This is a genomic window from Ruegeria sp. B10 (genome assembly GCF_056539825.1).
Genome location: NZ_JBQFVP010000009.1, coordinates 79277 through 99834 on the forward strand (window position 1 = coordinate 79277; position 20558 = coordinate 99834).

13 protein-coding genes and 1 pseudogene are annotated in these 20558 nt (G+C 58.1%); all 14 read right to left on the reverse strand.

Going from position 1 to position 20558, the window contains the following annotated elements; genetic code table 11:
• Positions 1-7: 7 nt before the first annotated feature.
• Positions 8-730 carry a protein phosphatase 2C domain-containing protein gene (locus tag ACR0J4_RS13785; protein ID WP_170643328.1) on the reverse strand — a complete coding sequence of 241 codons (723 nt, stop codon included), beginning with the start codon at positions 728-730 and terminating at the stop codon, positions 8-10.
• Entirely contained in the window at positions 727-1413 is a 687-nt protein-coding gene (tagF, locus tag ACR0J4_RS13790) for a type VI secretion system-associated protein TagF (RefSeq protein WP_170643327.1), read from the reverse strand. Before tagF ends, ACR0J4_RS13785 begins: the two co-directional genes overlap by 4 nt.
• A complete protein-coding gene (tssM, locus tag ACR0J4_RS13795; RefSeq protein ID WP_170643326.1) occupies positions 1413-4982 on the reverse strand; it encodes a type VI secretion system membrane subunit TssM in 3570 nt (1189 codons plus the stop codon). Before tssM ends, tagF begins: the two co-directional genes overlap by 1 nt.
• A complete protein-coding gene (gene icmH, locus ACR0J4_RS13800; RefSeq protein WP_170643325.1) occupies positions 4982-6418 on the reverse strand; it encodes a type IVB secretion system protein IcmH/DotU in 1437 nt (478 codons plus the stop codon). Before icmH ends, tssM begins: the two co-directional genes overlap by 1 nt.
• A gap of 98 nt (positions 6419-6516) precedes the next feature.
• Complete coding sequence (gene tssK / locus ACR0J4_RS13805; protein WP_170378397.1) at positions 6517-7857, reverse strand: type VI secretion system baseplate subunit TssK; 1341 nt, start codon at positions 7855-7857, stop codon at positions 6517-6519.
• Between the two features lie 39 nt (positions 7858-7896).
• Positions 7897-9324, reverse strand: a complete 1428-nt coding sequence (tagH, locus tag ACR0J4_RS13810; RefSeq protein WP_170643324.1) for a type VI secretion system-associated FHA domain protein TagH — start codon at positions 9322-9324, stop codon at positions 7897-7899.
• A 10-nt stretch (positions 9325-9334) separates the two neighbouring features.
• Positions 9335-9640, reverse strand: a complete 306-nt coding sequence (locus tag ACR0J4_RS13815) for a PAAR domain-containing protein (protein WP_170467447.1) — start codon at positions 9638-9640, stop codon at positions 9335-9337.
• 2 nt (positions 9641-9642) lie between these two features.
• The gene (locus tag ACR0J4_RS13820; protein WP_170378403.1) at positions 9643-10254 is read right to left on the reverse strand and encodes a DUF6931 family protein; all 612 of its coding nucleotides are present in this window, start codon (positions 10252-10254) and stop codon (positions 9643-9645) included.
• A 12-nt stretch (positions 10255-10266) separates the two neighbouring features.
• Positions 10267-12369, reverse strand: coding sequence for a type VI secretion system tip protein TssI/VgrG (locus tag ACR0J4_RS13825; RefSeq protein ID WP_170643323.1), 2103 nt, complete (start codon positions 12367-12369; stop codon positions 10267-10269).
• Positions 12370-12403: 34 nt separating this feature from the next.
• On the reverse strand, positions 12404-16225 hold the full coding sequence (locus ACR0J4_RS13830) for a type VI secretion system contractile sheath domain-containing protein (RefSeq protein ID WP_480668710.1): 3822 nt from the start codon (positions 16223-16225) through the stop codon (positions 12404-12406).
• A gap of 27 nt (positions 16226-16252) precedes the next feature.
• Positions 16253-16753 (reverse strand): annotated as a pseudogene (gene tssB, locus ACR0J4_RS13835) (type VI secretion system contractile sheath small subunit); the annotation flags it as partial.
• Positions 16746-17603, reverse strand: a complete 858-nt coding sequence (locus ACR0J4_RS13840) for an ion transporter (RefSeq protein WP_170643369.1) — start codon at positions 17601-17603, stop codon at positions 16746-16748. The gene ACR0J4_RS13840 and the pseudogene tssB, both read right to left, overlap by 8 nt.
• Before the next feature lie 57 nt (positions 17604-17660).
• Entirely contained in the window at positions 17661-18878 is a 1218-nt protein-coding gene (locus ACR0J4_RS13845; protein WP_170643321.1) for a hypothetical protein, read from the reverse strand.
• An 84-nt stretch (positions 18879-18962) separates the two neighbouring features.
• Positions 18963-20519, reverse strand: coding sequence for a hypothetical protein (locus tag ACR0J4_RS13850; protein ID WP_170643320.1), 1557 nt, complete (start codon positions 20517-20519; stop codon positions 18963-18965).
• Between the last annotated feature and the right edge of the window lie 39 nt (positions 20520-20558).

A 20558-nucleotide genomic window follows, 5' to 3' on the forward strand; every position in this document is an offset into this window, starting at 1 on the left:
TGTGAAGTTAAAGGATGTCGACGACAATCACGGTAATGTTGTCGGCCCCGCCTCCATCCAGCGCGACCTGTATCAAGTGATCCGAGACGGTCTCGATCGGCATATCCGACAGTGCTTTTTCCAGCATCGGGAAGGTCGCGTATTTACTAAGGCCGTCTGAGCAGATCAGAAAACGATCGCCCGACTGCACTTCGCCACGGACTTTGTCCAATTCAAGAACATCCCCAACGCCCACGGCCCGTGTGATCGCATTGGATTGAGGGTGCTGCTCTGCCTCGTCCCAACTCATCTGACCGGCCAGAACCAGATCCGCCACGACCGAGTGATCGGTGCTAAGCATCTGGATCTTGCCCTCACGCAGCAGATAAATACGGCTATCCCCAGCCCAAAGCCCGACAAAGTGCCCATTGGCCAGCATCATGCACGCAACCGTCGTACCAATCGTGCCGCCACCTCGGGCATCTGCCTCTTGTCGGATCACGGCATGGGCGCGCTGGATTGCGTCCCGCAATGCGGTCAACCTATCTGCTGGGGCCAAACCGGGCGGGATTGCGGCAACCATATCCGCGACCAATCGACTGGCATAGTCTCCCGCGTCATGCCCGCCCATCCCATCAGCCACCAACCAGAGGCTTTCCTCGGGCAGCGCTAGCACCGCGTCTTCGTTGACCTTACGCCTTAGGCCCACATGGCTGCGTGCACTGTACCGAACGCGGTGACTTGAATTCATATTGGTCGTGCCTCGGTCCACAATGCGGCGTGTAAGTTGAACAAGCCTTGCATGTTTGCCCCATCCGGTAAACCTTCGCAGATCATCATTCGGGGGACGCCGCCGATTTCAGTGCTCCAAACGCTTGGGGTGCGATATCTTTGCGACATCAAGCCCGCCGCCAGATCAGGCAACAAGCTGTCGGAGACTTCCCCGCGGGTCAGCACCATCGTGTTCCCATGCGCGCGCACAGGCGCCGTCGGTTGCTGCGTTGGGGCTGGCAAAGCGGCCAGACCTTCGGCCAGCTTGTCGCGGGTCATGTCGTCTTCGAGCGCGGCAAGCGCCAGATCTTCAAGCTGTCGGTAGACCTCAGCCGCCCGGAAATGCGCCAACGCGGCGGACCCTTCGTTCGAGACCCCCGCGACCAGGGTCAAAGGAAACCGCCGTCCGACCCGATCCACCGAAGGCATCAAAACCCCCAGCATTTTCTGCGGGCCAGCCAGCCCCGGCGAAAGGCAAAACCGCCAGATCGGAGCAGACATGTAGTGGGAATCCCATGCCTCACCCAAAGCTTCTGACGCAGCCAACATGCTGCGCTGAATCCACTCATCCCACGGCTGTACAAACGCCTGCGACACCCCAAGTCGGAAGAAGTCTCCGACCGAGGGCATCTTGCCGAATGCACCAAACCCGCCAGTCTGCATCAGAACGACTTGGGGCAGCTGAATTTCTGCAGCGCGGGCAAAGCGAAGGGGTTGATGACCGAACCTGACTGCAACTGAAAGATTGCGATGCGCCCACCGACATTGAAGATCACCTTCTTGCGATCAGACACATTGGTGCGCCTTACCTCGGCCGCGTCCAGCAGGCGGAACCAAGCCCAGGGGCCGTCCTTGGACAGAACGCTTTCGATATTGCGCTTTTCCGGCTCAAAACTGACGCGCGCCAGCCCAACCGATCCCGGCCATGTCACCGCAAGGGGTGAGGGCAAACCGCCGCGATGTTTGAACTCCAGCACTTGGCCATCAATCTCAAGCTTGACGCCTTTGGCCTTGGGATCCAGCGCCTCGGGCATGATCTGGAACTGGATTTGCGGCTGCGGACCTGCAGCAAAGAAAGCCTCCTTGATCTCGGCTGCGTTCTGGAACTGGGTCAGAACCGCCTGACTGATGCCCAGATCGGTCGCATTGACCCCGGACTTCCACGACCATGGACGCGTGCGCATATCAACATGTTTGGCGAGGTTTTCATTGAAGAACGAGTCGATCAGACCTTGCGGGCCGAACAACTTGCCAAAGTCACCCATCGCGACATCCGCGCCCGAGCGGCGGTTGAACGGATAGCGATCCCCGACGACCTGCTCGCAGAACGGCAGAACCGTCGATTGCCACCGCGCGTTGATGGACGAGCGGGTGCTATCCGAGGTGATCCCGGACGAGCCGTCGATGATCTGCAGGGCCCAGCGTTCCATCGGGCCGGGAATACGGGCGGCCTCTTGCTGGAACTGCTGCAGAGCCTGCCCGGTTTCGCCACCCGAGACTCCGCTGAACGACATTTTGTTCAGCTCCTGATATACGCTTGTCAGCGACCCCATCAGCATGTCCAGTTGCGAAGGTTGCCCCTCTTGCCGCTCAACCAATTGATGCAACCAATCGAAGCGGTCCTCGACATACTGCCCCGGCTCTTGCACGGGTTCGCCGGCATTGACACCACTGGTTTTGGCCAAGGCTTCCAACAGGATCTGTGTCTGCGCTGAGGTGGCCGACTGCAACTCAATCGCGGCGGCCCCGGAAACGCCTTCGCTGATCGCATCGTTGCCCGAGAGAATTGACCGGTTTTCGGTCAATTTCGTCTCATCCGAGATCGAATTCAGGACATTCACGATAGGCGAAGTCGGACCTGACAGCACATTGGTGACCTCAACCGCGTGGCTGAGGCTTTCCATCGGCACGATGTCGATATCGCCCAGCATCGCATCATAGCGGGCGATGTAGTCGTTGTAGTAGAGGTCAAGAACATCACGGCTGAGGGCAGCAAGAGCCTGCTCGGTCTGTTCAGCCTCACCTCGGGGTCCCAGAACCCAGCTTTCCTTCTGCACGCGTTTGGCGACGCCAATCGCCTCACCAAGGAAGACGTTATTGAAGCCATTATAGGTGAAAATACCTTCAATCCCGTCGTTCAGAGGTTTCCCGGAGGACCGCACCAGAACGCGACCAACAGCGGGGCCGCCCACTTCGGTGATGCGCCACTCCGGCAGCGCTGTGGCCGCGGGGCTGGAGACGATGCCGTTATAGACACGCTGCGCCAGTGGGAGTTCCGACAGGATACCCTGAATCTGATCCACCATCGGACCATTCAGGGCGATCTCTTGCATCGGTTGGCTCAGCATGGCGTCGAGGTGATCGTTCAGATCCGCACGGAATTCCTCACGCGATGGGCCGGGGAAGGACACGCTCCAATCAATGTTCATCCATTCCTTGACCAAATCCTGGTTCATCGGCCCCTGCAGACCCAGCATCAGATAGACCTTCAGCGCCTCATAGAGCACATCAGGGTTATTGATGTTGGCGCTCATCTGCTCTTCCAGACGCAGCAGAAGACGCGGCAACAGGCGCTGGTTCAACGCCGCGCGATAGGTTTGCGCCGCCTGTGTGCCGATAACGTCGCCCTGATAGAGACCGTAGGTAAGACGTGTTTCAGGTTCAGGATCCGACAGCGTCGGGTTGGCCGGCAGGTCGCGCAGCGTGTTCAACGCTTGCACGACCGGAACCAGATCGGTGTCGCCAACGGGGCTGGGCGGCAAGGTGGCGGCGGCGGCCTGATAGGCCGAGACACCCTCCTGCGCCTCGGCTATCAGGTCGGTATTGCCCATGAAGCTGCGCACCAGCAAAGCCCCGACCGTGACGGCGGCAATGACAGTCGCGGCAATCGAGGCCCATTTGGTGATCTTGTAGCGCTTTTCCACCTTGTCATCGGCGCTGACCAGACCAGCCTCGCGGAAGATCACCTGATCGAACAGGCGCGTCAGGAAATAGGAGCGACCCGACCCCTGCCCCGAGCCGATAGCCTGACGACCGATCCCAAAGGTCCGCGCCATGCCCAGCATCAAACGGTCAATCGGCGTGCCTTCCTGCGTGCCGGAGGTGAAATACACCCCGCGCAGCATGTGGCGATGCTGATAGCGGCTGTCCTGAAACACCTCGGTCAGAAACTCGTGTGCGACTTTGCGTACCGAGGCGACCTGCATCGGGAAACCCGCAATTAGCGCCCGACGCTGCGGGTCTGTCTCGGTCTGCATCCGCTCCAAGGACTGCGAATTCAGACGACCCAGAAGTAGGGCGAACTCCTCATCAAAAGCCGCAACCGGAGATTGCTCGCTGCGCGATTTGTCCAGTGGCAGAGTAAAGCCCCAGACCTGCTCGCGGTCTTCTTTGCCCAGATTGTCGTGGAATTCGGCAAAACCTGCGATTAGGTCGGCCTTGGTGAACAGAATATAAACCGGGAACCGCACGCCCAATTTTTCGCGCAACTCTTCCAGCCTGCGACGGACGGCTTTGGCGTGTTCCTTTTGCGTGACCTCATCCTGCAAAGACAGGTCAGACAGCGAAATCGCAATCATCGCACCATTGATCGGCTGCCTTTTGCGGTATTTCTTGAGCAGGTTCAGGAACCCGATCCAGGCCGCATTGTCGACCTCGGCGTCGCTTTCCTGCGTGGTGTAGCGCCCGGCTGTGTCTATCAAAACGGCGTTCTCGGTGAACCACCAGTCACAGTTCCGCGTACCGCCGACACCGCCAATCGCAGTCTTGCCTAGCTCATCGGCCAGCGGGAAGTTCAGGCCCGAGTTCACAATCGCTGTCGTTTTACCAGCCCCCGGAGGGCCGATCATGACGTACCAGGGCAGCTCATTCAGATGGCGCCGCCCGTTCTTGGACTTGCGCAAAGCCGCCATCGCGGTTTTCAGTTTGCCACGCAGCTCGGAAATCTCGCTGTCGATCATATCGCCGCCATCGGCGACGGATTCAGTGATCTCTTCCGTCAGTTTCTTTTCGCGACGTCGACGCAGCAAGAAAATGGTTAGACCGATCAGGAAGAAGACCAGATAGATCACCCCGCACCAGATTAGGCGAGTTCCGACCCCGTCCAGTGGCCGCCACTCATCCGAGCCGATCCACGGGCCGAAATAGTACAGACACCCAGCCAGTACCGTCGCCGTGAAGAACAGCACGGTGTAGATCGACATGAAAACATATCTTAAAACGCGGCGGATCATCAGTTCTCCTCCTGAACCAGCAGGACTTCGATCCGGCGGTTCGTGGCCCGGCCTTCGCGGGTCGAGTTGTCGGCAATCGGTTCGCTATCGGCGCGGCCTTCGGCGCTTAGGCGGTCGGGATCGGAAATCTCACCCGCCATCTGGTTCATCACTGATTTAGCCCGTGCCAGAGACAGAGCGAGGTTGGACGGAAAGCGCGATGAGCGGATCGGCACATTGTCTGAGTGTCCTGTCACGATGACCCCTCCGGGTTCGCCGTCCAACGCAACAGCCACGCGGCGCACCGGCTCCTTGAATTTGTCCTGCAGATGATCCGAACCCGACCCGAACATGCCAGATCCCTTGATCCGGATAATCAGCGTGTTGCCCTTCTCAAAAACCTCAACCAGCCCTTCGTCGATCTCGGGCTGGAGGAAAGCAACGACCTTTTCGACCTGCGGCTGGGCTTGCGGCGGTGGCGGCGGTGGCGGCGGCGCGCGGCGCTGCAGCTCTGTCACCCGGCCAGCATCAATCACCGACATTTGTCCCACAAGGTTTTCCGTCTTGTTGGACAGCAGATAAGACAACCCGCCAAATTCGACCAGCAGCAGCAGCGCGGTCACCCCAACAGCGATCCAGACCGGCTTCCAAAGGCTGAGTGCGCGGTAGGGTTTGTCGACCCCTTCCCAATGCGGGGCGAGGTCACGTTCCACGTCACCTCGTTGAGCGCGAATGATCCGCGCCAGACCCTGACGGATCTGCATGTGCTTGTCCGCGCCGCCCTGTTCAACGCGCAAACGCCCCTCGAACCCAAGCGAAAGGCACATGTAGACGAACTCCAGAAGCTCAATATTGTTGGCCGGGTCCTGTTCGAGACGTGCCAGCAGGTCATAGAAGCGGTCACCGCCGACGGTCTCTCGATGGAAGGTGCCGACCAGCGACTGGGTCGCCCAACTGGATTGGCCACCCCACGGTGTATTCAAAACAACGTCGTCCAAAGTCGCGCACAAAGCATAGCGTGCGATCTTAACGGTCTGTGCCGCAATGCCTGCCTGCAAAGCGGCATTTTCAAACGCGCGCACCTCGGCCACAACGCTTTGGCGCAGCTTGTCCGGATCCATATGCTGCGCGCGATTGCGAATACGGCTGATCAACGAAAACAGCGATGCCGCGCAGGCGTTCAGCCGGTTCATACCCGTAGTCGCAACCTCTTCTCCGCCCGACGCAGGCCGGGATTGGGGCGTCTGGGATTGAGGCACACCATAGCCGGCGCCGCCCGGCGCAGGTTGCCCCACGGGCTCGGGCTGTGGCGCTTGCATCGGATCCGGGTATCCGGCCGGTTGCTGCGGAGCCGGTTGTTGCGGCATTCCACCCGCCTGACGTCGCCCACCGGGATTGGGGCGAATGACCGTCTTGTCGGTGTCGTCCGGTTCGGCAAATGGATCTTTGTCGGACATTCTTTGACCTGTTCCCCTAAGGCTTCCGCGTCACGAGTGTGACCCACATATCAAGCCCTATCAAATTGTTTTGGCACCGCCAGTGATCACGTTCACTCTTATTGGTTGCGGATCGCCCACAGCTCCATCTCAAGTCCCGGATATTGCCCCGATACATGAACCGCGATCCCACCCGAGGTGGTCATCTTGCCCCAGTATGGGCTGGCGGCATCCAGTTCGAAATAGACGACACCGGAGTGATATGGAATCTGCCGCGGGGCAACCGGCAACGGGCGCAAAGTGATACCGGGAAGCGCCGAGTTCACTAACTGACGGATTTCCTCAACCGGTCCGGTTTTGGCTTGCCCGGCGAAATGACGGCGTACGTCCTCAGCCGGGATATCCGCATTCACGGCCAGCACGAAACCGGCGTTGCCGATAAGCTTGCGGTCGGCAATCACGCCCACGCTGATGCCATATTTCCGCGCCTCCAGCGGGATTGAGACCGCTGTCTGCTCCAACACGGAACTCAGATACTGTCGCAGGGTCCGAATGACTGGCGCAAACGAGGCGGTCAGGTCGTCATGCTGGTAGGCCGGGAATTGCACGGCCTCTTTCTCGGTACTCATGAAGGTCGCCAGCTCACCGGCGAGCGCGGCGCAGACACGGTAGACATGTTCGGGATGCACGTTTTCGATATTGGCGAAATGGCGCACCAAGGGCAGGTTGCGGTTGATGGTCATCAACAGCAGGAAGTCCGAAATCTCGGCAGCCCCTTTGGCTGGCCCGCCATCCGAAAGACGCCCTGCCAAGGCCTGCATGCGGTGCGACAGCATCCCCTCAAGCTCATTCATGAAACCCGCCAACGCTGCAGCGGCGCGCACGTCCAGCACCGATGGGATGAAGCCGCGATCCAGAATGATCTCTTTGTCCGGACGCACTTCGATGATCTTGGCAATCGGGATCGCCAATTTATCCGCCAAATCATCCACTTCCAGCGCGAACTGCAAGCGAAGTTTGCCTACACCCAACGTGACAGGCTTTTTCTGCTGGCTCATCACATCGGTGATTTCCTGCTCGGCCGGGCGCAGACGGCTGACCGATTGCTCAGCCCCGCTCAGATCCACCTCTGAGGCACCCTGCCGCCGCTGCGGAACCGTCAGGTAAACCACACAATCCTTGATCGTCTCGGGCACTTCCAGCGCAGGCGGGTGATCTTCGGCCTGCGGCACGCGAAATACCTGTCCGTCCGGCGTCAGCCCCGAGCAGGATTTCAAGGCAAACTGACCGACCTTGAGCACTTCATCATCGATCTCTAACGCACTGACACCCCAAGCATAAGGCGTGACCCGGCGAGCGAGACCAGCCACCAGCGCCTCGGTATACCGATCCGCCTGCTGGAAGTGATGGGGCTGCAAAAACAACCCTTCGGTCCAAAGCACCTTGCTGTCCCAGGACAATGGCTGCCCTCCCTTGTTCTTGCCGCCCGCGATGGGGCGTTACTTCAGCTTTTCCAGCTGTTCTTTATACGCGCGCGCGAATTCCCGGCTGAAGAGATCGTGAAAGTCATTCTCTGCCTGATCCGAGATATCGGCATACATCTTCTCGTAAACTTCCCAGTATTGGGCCTTTTTACCTTTAAAAAGTGACCCAAGTTTGCCGGAACCTTCAATTTTTCCTGCCAGCACCTCGGGGTCCAGCCGGGCCAGAACGCCCTTGAGAGCGGCCTCCATGCCCGTGACCATCGCGACCTCATGCGCCTTGATATCGTTCAGCGCCTGTTCGGTCGCCTCTTCCGAGGCTAGGTAGCCTTTAACACGCGGCTTGACCAATGCCTCAATCGCCTGTTCGGGGCTGATCGAGAACTTCAACGGGTTGTTGCCGCCAGCATTGATCATGGTCTGTTCGATACGGAACTCGGACTTGATCGATGTGCGGGTCATCAGGATTTCCCGCAAACCAGTGATCATCACCCGCAACACACGGCCCATACGGCCCATTGTGGCAGGCAGATCAGCGTCGTCGATGCGCAGATCGTCGACCTCCAACGCCTCCAGCAAGGCACGGGCAGCGGATTGATCGCCACCGCTGGTCGGAACGGGATTCTCTGCCTCAACCGGTTCGGGGGGCGGAGCTACCTCGGCCTGCCCGCCCGGCTTTGGCTTGATCGGAGGCGGCGCGGTGGGTTCCGGACGCGCCGGTTCAGGCGCGGCAAATGGGTCCGAGGCAGAGCCGCCCGAGGGCGAAAGCAGATCATCGTCCCAGTCATCAGGGATCAGGTTCGCTCCGCCTGCGGAGGGTGCGGTAAACGCGTCGCTGGCCGAGGGGTTATGCATCGCATCGCTTGCGCCCATATCCGCATGCACATCCTTGGGCTTTGCAAAGAACGGATCGTCATCCTCCAAGGGCGGCAGCAGTTCATCCATCGGGTCGGGCGTGGAAATCTGCCCGGGCCCTTTGGCTTCACCGCCCAAAAGATCATCAAGAAAATCCCCGCCTGGAGCGGCATCGTCCAGCAACGCCATCGGATCCGGCGCGTTCTGGGACATACCCGGAGACACCCCCGCCTGTTGCGCAGGCTGGGGGATCGATTCTTCGAAACTGGGCAGGTCCGCCCCAATTTCGACAACCATCTCGTACCCACCCGCAACCAGCACGTCGCCATTGTTGAGCGGCGTCGGTGTCCGGCCTAGAGGTATTTTCGAGTAGTTCAGAAAAGTTCCGTTCGTCGACAGATCAACAATCACCACGTTTCCATTGTGATCTTCAATCACGAAATGGCTTTTGCTAAGCGTCTTTTCAGGGTCAGGCAGAACCAAGTCATTGGCCGGCCCACGCCCCACGGTCAAAGAGCCCCCCTGCATCGAGACCGGGCGCCCGTCGCCCGGCACCACGCCGGTGGATTGGAATTTCAAAGTGACCGTCATTCGTTTGTCTTCATCCTCCGACCAGTACGGTAAACTCGCCCTTGATGATCGGACCACCACAAGCGCAGGTATCCGTTACACGGGCGGCAGGCAGCTTGCCGATCAGGACGGTGGCCGAACCCTTGATGATCGGGTGCGGAAATGCCGGTGTCGCCATATCTGACAGACGCGCCGCGGGCAGTTTACCCACCAGAACCGTCGTACAGCAGGGCGGCATGATCGGCATCGGCACCGGAGCTGGCGGTGGCGGGGCTGGCGGAGGAGCAGGCAGCGTACACGCATGCAAATCCAAGATTCGTGCTTGCGGGAATCCCATGCTTACTCCTCTTTCTCAGCGCTGGCGTTCTCGCGGTCCAGCTTACCATTTCCACCCCGAGCAATATCGACCCCACGGTCAATCAGCAACTGCACGTAGGAGTCAAAATCCTCTTCATGTTTGTCCATTGCAACAACATTCATCGCAAAGGCCACAACTTCGGCCGCACCGAGAGGGGCCGGAACGTTGGCCAGATCACCCGAACCCAAGGTTCCGTCCGAGTATAACACGCCCATGGCGCAATTTACCGTCTCATCGTCTGGTTCGGCGAGATCAATCGTCGCGCCCGCCTTGTCGCGGTTTTCAGGCGTAGGGCGAAACACCCATTCCTCAGACGCCGCCAGTGCGGGCGTGTTGTTGTCCGGGGCCTCACCGATATAGTCGCGCGCGGCCAGACAAGACCACCACACGCGCTCTCGGGCAGGCAAGGCCACCCCCAGAAGGCGTAGGATATCGATCACTGCGCCTTTCTCTTCCAATTCAGTCAACACCACATCCAAAGGCGCACTGGCCGGGGCCTCTAGCTTGACGCTCAGGCGGGCATTGGCATCGGCCAGCATGCGCGCAGCGGGCATCTGGGGCGTTTTGGTCATTCCGGAAAAACGGTCTGTCATCGCGTCGCCCCCTTAGTTGATCATTGTCAGGCCGCCCTTGAGGGTCAGCATGGCGTCACCGTTGACCGTCGTCATCGGACTTTTTGCATCCAACTTGGCATTGGCCTGGACTTTGATCATCGTGCTCTTGATCGTAATGCTTGTCGGGTCCAGTTTGATCGATGAGCCACCAACCTTCAATTCGATCGACTTCATTGCGGTCATTGTGATCTTGCCCATTTTGGCATCGACCTGAATGTCACCCATCTTGACCGTCGTGGATTTGTCGCCTTCCTTGATCGTCTCGGCGTGATTGCCTGTGACGGTGCGGGTGGACTTGCCCTCGATAGTCTCGGTCTGGTCAGTCTTGATGCTGACCGTCTGGTTACCCTTCTCGATGGTGAAAGTATGGTCACCTTCCTTGATCGTCTCATCCACGTTCTTCTTGACCACTTGGCTGAGGCAGCCGTCACCGCCATTGCCACCCTTGTCCAGCTTGTCATAGCCAATGGTAATCGTGGACATATTCTTGACCAGCTTCTCGTGATCCTTCTGCGCTTGAAAGCGCACCAGTTCGGCGTCTTTCTTGTCCTCGAACATCAGTTCGTTGAACGTCTCGGCGCTGCCCTGTTTCGAGGACCGCGTCTTGATCCCTGTTTGCGTCTGGTTTGCGGGCAAGGCATAGGGTGGCATGGTGTCGGCATTGTAGAGCATGCCTGTGCAGATCGGCCGATCCGGATCACCCTCTTCGAACTGGATGACAACTTCCTGCCCAATCCGGGGGATGCTGACCATACCCCAGTTCTTACCCGACCAAGGGGTGACAACCCGCACCCAGCAGGTGGTCTTTTCGTCCTTCTTGCCTTCGCGGTCCCAATGGAACTGAACCTTGATGCGACCATATTTGTCGGTCCAGATTTCCTCACCGGCCTTGCCGGTCACAATGGCTGTGTGCAGACCCGAGATTTCGGGCCACGGGATCGTGCGCAGCGATTTGAATTCGGTTTTGCCGGGCTGGGCCTCAAACTCGACCATGAACATCTCATTGCTGTCCTCCGGAAACTCCAGCGCACCGGTGTCCAGATCCTTATCGTTCTTGGCAAATCCATAACCTTCGGTGGTCTGAAGAAAGTACCGCGCCTTGGTGATCAGGTATTCCGCGTTCTCGGCCTTGTCGGGATGATCCTTCAGCGTGAACTTGCGCCCGGTTTCCAGCGCCCGGACCGAGGCCCGCCCGCGCCGCCGGTCGAACAGAGCATCCTCGGCCGTCATCCGCACCTTGGCCAGCGTATTGCCCGGCCCGGTTTCCTTGTAGTGGCCTGGAATATCGTAAAGCTCAAGTTTGTCCTTGAACCCGTGCTTTGCGCCGGTCGGCGTTTTGGCCCGCGCATCCAGCGATGCCTTGGGCTTTTCGAAATCAAAATCGCCTAGCGAGACAACTCCGGGCCGGATCGTCTCGGACGCGGCCCATTCGGTGACCGAGTCACCAAGACGTTGGCTGTAGTCATCCCCGCCTCGGAATTCGACCTTTGCGTCACCGGCAATCGGCGTATGCGCGTTTGGTCCGTCGCACATGACCAGCGTCTCATTCTTGTCTTTGGCATTTGTGTAGTCGAAATAGTAGTAGATGCCCTCTTCCTGCATCAGGCGCGAGATAAAGTCGAAATCCGTTTCGCGATATTGCACGCAATATTCGCGCTGCTGGTAAGTGGCGCGCAGGCTTTTTCTGAAATCCGTAAGCCCGTATTCACCGAAAATCTTTTCGATGATCTGCACGGCGGTCATTTCCTGAAAGATGCGACTGTCGGTGGTCTGCGTCAGCAGCCAGAACCAAGGGCGCAATTCGGCCAGAAACTGTACATAGCCATCGCGCAGCGCCAGCCGCTCCACCCTCACGATCGTGCCAGTGAATTTACGCTCGGCCCCGTCAGCAGCCAGATGGATGGTCATCACCTTGCCCAGTAGCTTGTCCAACGCAATCGTCGTCTTTTCCGACAGGAATTCGACCTGAATTTCGGTCAGTTTTCCCAGTTCTTCCGAGACGACGGCCCGCCTGATGACAAGATCATCCTCACCATAGCTATACGACCCCGTTATCCGAAGCGGCCACTCTTTACTTTGCAGACTCTCAGCCATTTACCGTTCCTTCCAATTCTCGTTCACCGCGCCGTCACAAATCGTTCAGCAGTGCAGCAAGTTCGGGGTCCATATCTTCATCATCACTATCGTCACCGTCATCATCGTCGCCAAATGACGCAAGCAGATCGTCAAGATCGCCGCTGTCGTCATCTCCAAGGTCCAGATCGAGGTCGAAATCATCGTCGTCGCCCGTGTCGAGGTCCAGATCCAAATCCCGATCGTCATCCTCATCAGCCTCTGGCGCAGCAGGCACATCTGGCGACGGAGCAGGCGCGGGCATACCGGACCACGGGCCCAGAATCTCCTGCCCGGCAACCGAGTTGAACGAGCCAAGCCGGATTTCATCGCGGCCTTTGACAGACAGAACAGGCATATAGCCGCGCTGGACCGAGTGTTCGTGCTTTGCCAGCGTGATATTGCGTTCCGTACACGGCAGCGCCACCTGATCGCCGTAGCGGTCATTGACGAAATGGTACGGTATACCACCCAGGCTCATGACCGAGCCCAAATTCATCGCTTTGCCATTTTGCTTGAAGGACCGCGCCAACAAGATCGTCACCAGAACCGCCGGATTGGCCCAAAGCATACCACGCAGGCCTTCAGACTCGGTGAATTCCTCAAAATCGAACTCATAGATCGGCTCGGACTTCGCTCCGTAAGGCCGCCGCAGCAAGAACCTGGGCGACGCCAAACCAACATGCCCGGCTTCGGGCATCGCGCGCAGAGTATCCCAGGCTTCGACTACTAGCGGGTGGCGATCCTCGAGCTTAACATCCAGATAGGCCGGGGTGATTGCACTGACGAACGGCGCATCCACATGGGCTGCGACGCGGCCAATACGGCCCAGCAGTTCCGCATGTGGTGGTGTTTCCTCAAAGGTATAGAGCCCGATCAGCGCCGAATATCCGCCACGCCCGTTTTCTTCGTCCAGCGGCTCTTCGGTCAGCAACCGAACCAGACCGGTTTTCGCCAGATCTTCCTCGGCGGCCAAATCTGCCGCGATCTCTTCAGCCGAGACGTCATACAAAACCACGTCTAGCGTATCATCATCCTCGACGCTGCGCGCAATCAGATCGAGACTGCGCCACTGTGCTTCGACGGATTGGAACTCTGGGTGATGCAGAACCATGCGCATGGCTGCGCTCAGCGCCTCATCCACGGCCTTTTGCATCGCCTGCACATCGGGGCTGGGCAGTTTGCGAATATGCGGGCCGACCACGCGTTTCAGCAAGTCATCAACGGGTGAGGCCTGCGCCAGCTCTCCCGACGTATCACCAATCAGCTTCTGAAAATCGCTGAGCTTCAGGTCAGCACGAACTGTGTTACCGCCCGAGGATTTGCGTGGCGGCACAACCGCCTGCCCGAACTCTTCCCCCCAACCGATCAGCTGTTTGGCGGCGTGATCTGCAGTCCCACCCGCGCTCAGCTGGCTTTTCAGACCCGAGAGGCCATCGAACAGCTCGACCTTTTCATAGAGTTCGTCGGGATGCAGATCGTCCAGCTCTTTCAGTTTCACTTCGATCCCGGCCCCGTCCTTGCCGATCGGCAGCACGAGATCAGTTGCGAACCCCTCGATCACCTCTTCGACCGTATCGGGATCCAGAATGATCGGCTTACGTGCGGCCAAGGCGTCGCCGGTCTCGATTTGCCCACGCGCCGCGCGGCCCGAGAAATCGCCAAAGATCGCGATCCGGAACCGGGTGCGCTTCAGCCGTTCCGGGTCAGGTCGATCTGCGCTCATGCGGCCAAATGCCAATTGCGGCTCGTCGTTCAGATCCGCGGTTTCGCCTGACGCGTCATCCGCATCGAGGTCACCCAGCAGAGCGTCCAGATCATCTGTTGTTTCGTCAGAGGATGCCTCGCTATTCTCATCCGCGCCCAAATCGTTGAGCAGATCATCAAGGTCGTCTGAACCAGTTTCATCGTCTCCAAGGTCCGCCAATAGAGCGTCCAGATCGTCCGCTGCACCCTCCTCAGCCGGGCTGTCCTCGTCTGACCCTAGGTCGTTCAGCAAGGCGTCCAGATCATCCCCAACGGCATCCTCATCCTCAACATCATCGCCAAGGTCCGCCAGCAGCGAATCCAGATCATCTGTATCCACATCTTCGGTCTCATCACCGCCTTCAAGATCACCCAGCAAGGCGTCAAGATCGTCCGCGCCGGTATTTTCATCCTCTACATCGTCGCCAAGGTCCGCCAGAAGGGCATCGACATCATCTGTATCCGCATCTTCTGTCTCATCGTCGCCTTCAAGATCACCCAGCAAGGCATCCAAATCGTCTGAAGCGGCGTCACTGCCCGGCTCGGATTCCAGCGCATCCAAATCGTCAGACGCATCATCTGACGTCTCTTCGAGATCACCCAGCAGATCTTCCAGGTCATCGGCCACTTCATCCGTCGGTGCAGATGTATCCTCATCCGACCCGAGGTCATTCAAAAGATCATCTAGATCGCCGTCAGGCTCTTCGGCCAAATCTGCAAGAACGTTTTCTACGTCGGCTTCGTCGACCTCATCAGCTTCGGGTTCCACCAAATCCCCGAGGATGTCATCCAGAACATCCTCCTCTGGCTGTGCCTCGTCAGCAGAATCCGCCAGATCGGCAAGCAAATCATCTAGGTCGGACGATTCTGCCTCTGGATCAGGTTGATCGTCACTGGCCAGATCACCAAGAATGTCCTCCAACGAATCCGCCTCATCCGTGCGGTCCGGTTCGGGCACCGAGGCGAGTATGTCGTCCGCAGCAGGCTCATCAGCTTCATCGGGAGCCTTCTCCGCCAGATCATCCAGCAAACCATCCAGATCCACGTCCTCGGCCAACTCCTCAGGGGCAGTGTCGGCGAGGTCTGACAAAATGTCCGAATGATCTTCTTCGGCCTCTTCATCTGCATCCGGAAGCGATGAAAGCGCCGCATCCAGTGCGCCGTCCTCTTCCGTCTCCTCCAGCTCCAGATCGGCCAGTTCAGAGAGGATATCATCGCTCTGATCCGTCTCAGACGCGGCCTCAACCTCGGGTACTGAGGCGAGGACATCGCCGAGCGTGTCCTCTTCGACCTCAATGTCCAGGGCAGCATCTGCAAGGTCCGACAGGATGTCATCGGACCCATCAACCTCATCCGCGACATCAGTTTCCGGCAGAGACGCGAGGGCATCGGACACAGAGCTGTCTTCGACCTCTTCCGTTTCCAGATCGCTGAGGTCAGACAAAATATCCGAGGTCACATCCTCAACCTCGGTCGCCTCAGGCGCAGCATCGGCCAGAGCGGCAAGAACATCCGTGGAGTCTTCCGACACGTCGGGCAGCTCAACCTCTGGAACAGAAGACAGAGCATCCGCGACCGACGTATCCTCGGGCTCATCATCAGGCTCAGAACTGGCCAGATCGGACAAGATATCATCGGCCGCGTCCTCTTCCGCCGTAATCTCGACATCTGGCAGGCTGGACAGGATGTCATCTGCGGCGGTGTCTTCAACCTCATCCGCTGGTGCGGCGTCGGCCAACTCCGCGAGAATATCGCCTGACGTGTCGGCTACCTCAGTAACCTCGGTTTCAGGCAGCGAAGACAAAGCGTCCGTGAGAGAGGTATCCTGAGCCGTTTCCTCGGGTGCGGAGGCCGCCAAATTGGACAGGACATCTGCGCTGTCATCTACAGGCGCCTCGGGTTCAACCGAGCTGGGCAAAGAGGACAAAGCATCTGCGACGGTTGTATCTTCAGGTGCGTCTTCGGGAGCTTCAGCCGCCAGATCGGACAAGATGTCAGCCGATTGATCCTGTTCCTCGGCGGTCTCAACCTCGGGCAAGGACGCAAGCGCATCCTCCACCGAATTGTCGGCTGCGGCATCTTCGGGCATCATATCCCGCAAGGCGTCCAACGTGGCCTCATTGTCCTGCTCGGGGAGCGAACTGCCCGCAAGGGCACCCAGAAGGGCCGGATCGGCCAGCACTTTTTCGATCAGTGTCTCGGCCCCAGTCTTCCCATCCATATAGGCCATCAAGGTCGACAATTGCGTGCGGGCCTCAAGCAGTTTGCGCAGAGGCTCGATTTTTGACGCGATCTGGGCCGGGGTGAAATCAGCCATCTTCTCGAATGTCAGATCGACGGCCAGATTACCCTCGCCCGTCAGCGTATTGGGCACGGCAAATTCAACGCGCGGGGCCATGGCCTTCATACGGTCGTCGAAATTGTCGACATCAATTTCAAGGAATTTACGATCCGAGACTGCGGGCGTTTCGACCGTTGACTTGCCGGAGAGATCGCTCATCACGCCCATGACAAAGGGCAGTTGAACCTTTTTCTCGGCCCCATAAAGCTCCACATCATATTCAATCTGAACGCGCGGAGCCCGATTGCGGGCGATGAATTTCTGAGAGCTGTCAGCCATCGGTTTGACCTTTCAACTCGGCTACTTCGCGCCGCAGGGCGCGAACCTCGACCAGCAGTTCCTTCACGCGATCATCTACGATATCAGTCTCACTGCGCACCAGTTCTCGCAGGTGCGAGAACTCTTCAACCGACTCGTCCTCCACTGCGGATTGCATGGTGTTGACCAGCAGACCGATGAACAGGTTCAGAACCGAGAAGGCAGTGATAACGATGAAGGGTACGAAGAAGATCCAGGCGGTGGGATGAACCTCCATCACTGGGCGGACGATGCCCATCGACCAGCTTTCCAGCGTCATGATCTGGAACAGGGAATAGAGCGATTTGCCCAAGGATCCGAACCATTCCGGGAAATCCGGGCCGTACATCAGAGTCGCCATGACGGCAAAAACGTAGAACACGATTGAGATCATGATGATTACCGCGCCCATACCTGGTAGCGCGTCCAGCAAGGCCTGGACCACCGCCCGCATCTGCGGGATGACCGATAGCAAACGCATCGCCCGGATGACCCGCAACCCACGCAGCGCGGACAGCCCGTCGCGGTTGGGCAGCAATCCCAGCGTAACAACAACAAGGTCAAAGATGTTCCAGGCGTTGTTGAAGAAGCTGAACCGGTAAGCATAGAATTTCATCAACAGCTCGGCCACGAAAATGCCCAGCACGATCTTGTCGATCACAACCAGGGTCGGGCCAATACTCGATTGAACCGAAGGAGAGGTTGATAGCCCCAGCGTGATCGCGTTGAAAATGATCACACCAAGAATGGTGTTGGTTACAGCCTTACGCTCGACAAGCTCGCGCACGGTGTCGCGGAGCGTTTCGCTCTTCTCGATACCGGGTTCCACCAACACCTCCTGTTGCTTTGGGTGTCGGGCACGGCGATCCGCACCCGAAGATTTACGTGTTTAACCAACGACGTCGCTGATTCCGTCCACCAGTTTGTAGACCCCTTTGACCGAGGTAAACATTGTCTTGGTCTCTTTCAGAACCGTCATCTTGTCCAGCTTCTTCAGCTTGTCCATAATCGTGGTGTCATCCACTTTCAGACCGTTGCCTTCCATCAGGGCCTCCATCTCGGCCAGGAACTTCTGACGTTCCTCGAGCTTGGCGGCCATGGCGCTGGCCTCACGCTTGACGGCCATGCATTCAGCCCCCAGCTTGACGCCCTCTTTCAGGGTTTTCTGCGACTTCGCAGCCTTCATTAGCTTGTCAGCGGCCTTGCCCAGATCATCGACCTTGTGGCGCGTCTTCGTCGTATGCTCACGATAGAGCGCGCGCTTCTTGTTCGAGTCCTTTTGATAGACCTGATAGCCCTTGATCGCGAAATCCGCGATTTCCTTGGCGATCTTCTTGGCATCGCGGCCCTTGGTGACCTCATCTCCCATGGCGAGCGCCTTGGCGGTCAGCTTCTTGATTGCTTCCATCGGTTTCTTGACCGAGATACCGGACGTATCGGTAATCCCCTGCCGCTCAGCCGCCTGCATGATCGAGGTGCCACGCAGCTTTATATATTTCTGGATGGCGCCTTCCAGATCCTTGCGCAGCTTTTCTTCGCCCTTCAACTGCTGCTGAACCTCTTTGCCAAGATCGTAGACCTGTTTGACAATGGTCTTGTAGGCCATGACATCCGCGCCTGAGGTCGCCACCAGCCGCGTGACAGCCGTGCCGATCTTGATCACACCGGCAGTCACCTTCAGCGTCGTCTTGACCCGTGCTTCTTTCAGCAGTTTGTCCTTGTTCGCCTCAACCTTGATCTGCTTTTCGATCGCCACCTGGGCGGCTCCTTCGGCCGACCGCAAGGCGCTCTTGATCATCTGGTTGGTGGCCTGGATCATCTTCTCAGCTTCGGCCTGAGATTTCTGACCCGGCGTCTTCATCAGCTCGGCGACTTTCTTGTCGAGCTTGACCGCCTCCTGACTGATCACCGTCTCATAGCGCTCCAGCTCTTTCATACCGGCTGCTTCAAGACGTTTCAGCGTGGTCGACGGCACCGGACCTTTGGCCGTGACTTCGAATTTGACGTCAACGCGGTAGCTGGGGATCTCAATATACTGAAGCTTGGGCTTCGACCGGATGAGATCGACCACGTAAAACTTGTGAGGTGTAACTGTCTGCTTTGCCATTTTTTTCGCGCCTATATTCCGTTTCGTTCCTGCCGGATGAGGTCGGCGCCACGTAGCTTTGGGCCACGGGCGCCGCCCCGCCGCTTAGCCGATCGCTTCTTCCAGCTGATCCTTGCCTTCCGAGGCAATGTCGTTGAACAGCCCAAGCGCCGTGTTGACCGTATCAAGCGTGCTCGACGCTTCCTTGAAACCAACCCCGGCATTTGCACCCGCCAGCGTCAGGTTGACGACAACCGGGAATACCTTGTCGAAGATCTGCGCGTATTTCGGATTGCTCGAATTCAGCGCATCCAGCATCTTCTTGAGGTTCGGCGCGTTCTTATCCGCGTCCGAGACCCGCTTCATCATATCCGAACACCCATCCAGACCCTTCTGCAGCGAGGCACGGGCTTTCTTGAGCTTGTCCAGATACTTACCGGCCTTCTTCGCATCAGCCTGTTTCATCGCTTTCTCAAGCTTGTCGCATTCCTGCAGACCTTTCATGATCGCCTGAGACAGTTTGCGCCCACCAACTTCAAGCCCGGCGACTTTGTTTTGCCACAGGCCATAGTTCTTGTCGCATTTCGGCAGAGTGGCCAGGAACGGCGTATCGGTGCCCAAGATGCCCTTTAGGACTGAGGCACCAACCTCGGCACCGCCTTGAACCTGCTTTTTGGCCTCGCCTTCCGCGGTGCGATACCGTTTGAGCAGCGTATCGAGATCGCCTTTAAGGTTCTTTTCGACCTTCTCGGCCTCTTGCGCGGCGTCCTTGATCTTATCGGCCAGTTGCGCAACGCCACGCACCAGAGAGACGATCCCCAAGGCCAGCGACGCACCACCAGTTGCGGCCGCACCGGCCACACCTGCCGCCCCACCAACAACGCCCAATGCGCCAATCGCAATGTCGAAGCCGGTTTTGACCTTGTAGTCCTTGTACTGCTGCTTGCGCTTCACAAAGGCCAGCCAGCGTTTAGTCGGGATCGATTCATAGTGCTTTTTGGCGCCGTTCATGATGGTCGCCAACTTGTCGTCGAAACCCTTGATCAACGCCGCGCGTTTCTTTGCATCACTGGCCTTCTTGAACGCCGCATCCGTCGCCATCAGCTCTTTGGCGATCAAGGCAACCAGCTTGTCGGTCACCGCATTGGCGTCATCCACCATTTGCTGCGGCGTGACATAGTCGCCTTCATCTTCCAGAACATCCAAAAGATCATCGTTCAGCTTCAACTGGAACGCATAACCCTTCAGCTCTTTTAGCCAATCGGGCTTGTATTTCTTGGTAATCTCGGTGCCCAGGTCCTTCTTCCAGATGACAACCGACTTACCCAGTTTCTGCTTGGGCGCATCGGTCGAGGCCGACTTGGCCCGAGCCGCTGCGTCCTTTTTCTTTTCCTCGAGTTCCTTTTCTTTCTTGTCGATGATCTTGGGGTACTTTTTCAGGACCGTCACAGTATCCGAGTGCTTGCTTCCTGCGAGCTTCACAGCCTCGGCCACCTTACGCTTGACGTTGGACAAGGCTTTCAAAGTCTTGTCCCAATCCATCTGATCTTCGGCGACCTGGTATGCTTTCAAAGCATCGCCCAGGCCAGTTTTCTTCATCAGCTTCGGTTTGTTCTTGGACCACCATTTCTGATCCAGTTCCGGTGTCATAGTCGCCTTCATAAAGTGTCCCCTTTCTCGGTCAGACGCATCATGCGTTGC

Bases quoted from the DNA above. Each gene is read 5' to 3' on its own strand.
- ACR0J4_RS13785 (WP_170643328.1), bottom strand. From the start codon at position 730: ATGAATTCAAGTCACCGCGTTCGGTACAGTGCACGCAGCCATGTGGGC.
- tagF (WP_170643327.1), bottom strand. From the start codon at position 1,413: ATGCAGACTGGCGGGTTTGGTGCATTCGGCAAGATGCCCTCGGTCGGA.
- tssM (WP_170643326.1), bottom strand. From the start codon at position 4,982: ATGATCCGCCGCGTTTTAAGATATGTTTTCATGTCGATCTACACCGTG.
- icmH (WP_170643325.1), bottom strand. From the start codon at position 6,418: ATGTCCGACAAAGATCCATTTGCCGAACCGGACGACACCGACAAGACG.
- tagH (WP_170643324.1), bottom strand. From the start codon at position 9,324: ATGACGGTCACTTTGAAATTCCAATCCACCGGCGTGGTGCCGGGCGAC.
- ACR0J4_RS13815 (WP_170467447.1), bottom strand. From the start codon at position 9,640: ATGGGATTCCCGCAAGCACGAATCTTGGATTTGCATGCGTGTACGCTG.
- ACR0J4_RS13820 (WP_170378403.1), bottom strand. From the start codon at position 10,254: ATGACAGACCGTTTTTCCGGAATGACCAAAACGCCCCAGATGCCCGCT.
- ACR0J4_RS13825 (WP_170643323.1), bottom strand. From the start codon at position 12,369: ATGGCTGAGAGTCTGCAAAGTAAAGAGTGGCCGCTTCGGATAACGGGG.
- ACR0J4_RS13830 (WP_480668710.1), bottom strand. From the start codon at position 16,225: ATGATGCCCGAAGATGCCGCAGCCGACAATTCGGTGGAGGATGCGCTT.
- ACR0J4_RS13845 (WP_170643321.1), bottom strand. From the start codon at position 18,878: ATGGCAAAGCAGACAGTTACACCTCACAAGTTTTACGTGGTCGATCTC.
- ACR0J4_RS13850 (WP_170643320.1), bottom strand. From the start codon at position 20,519: ATGAAGGCGACTATGACACCGGAACTGGATCAGAAATGGTGGTCCAAG.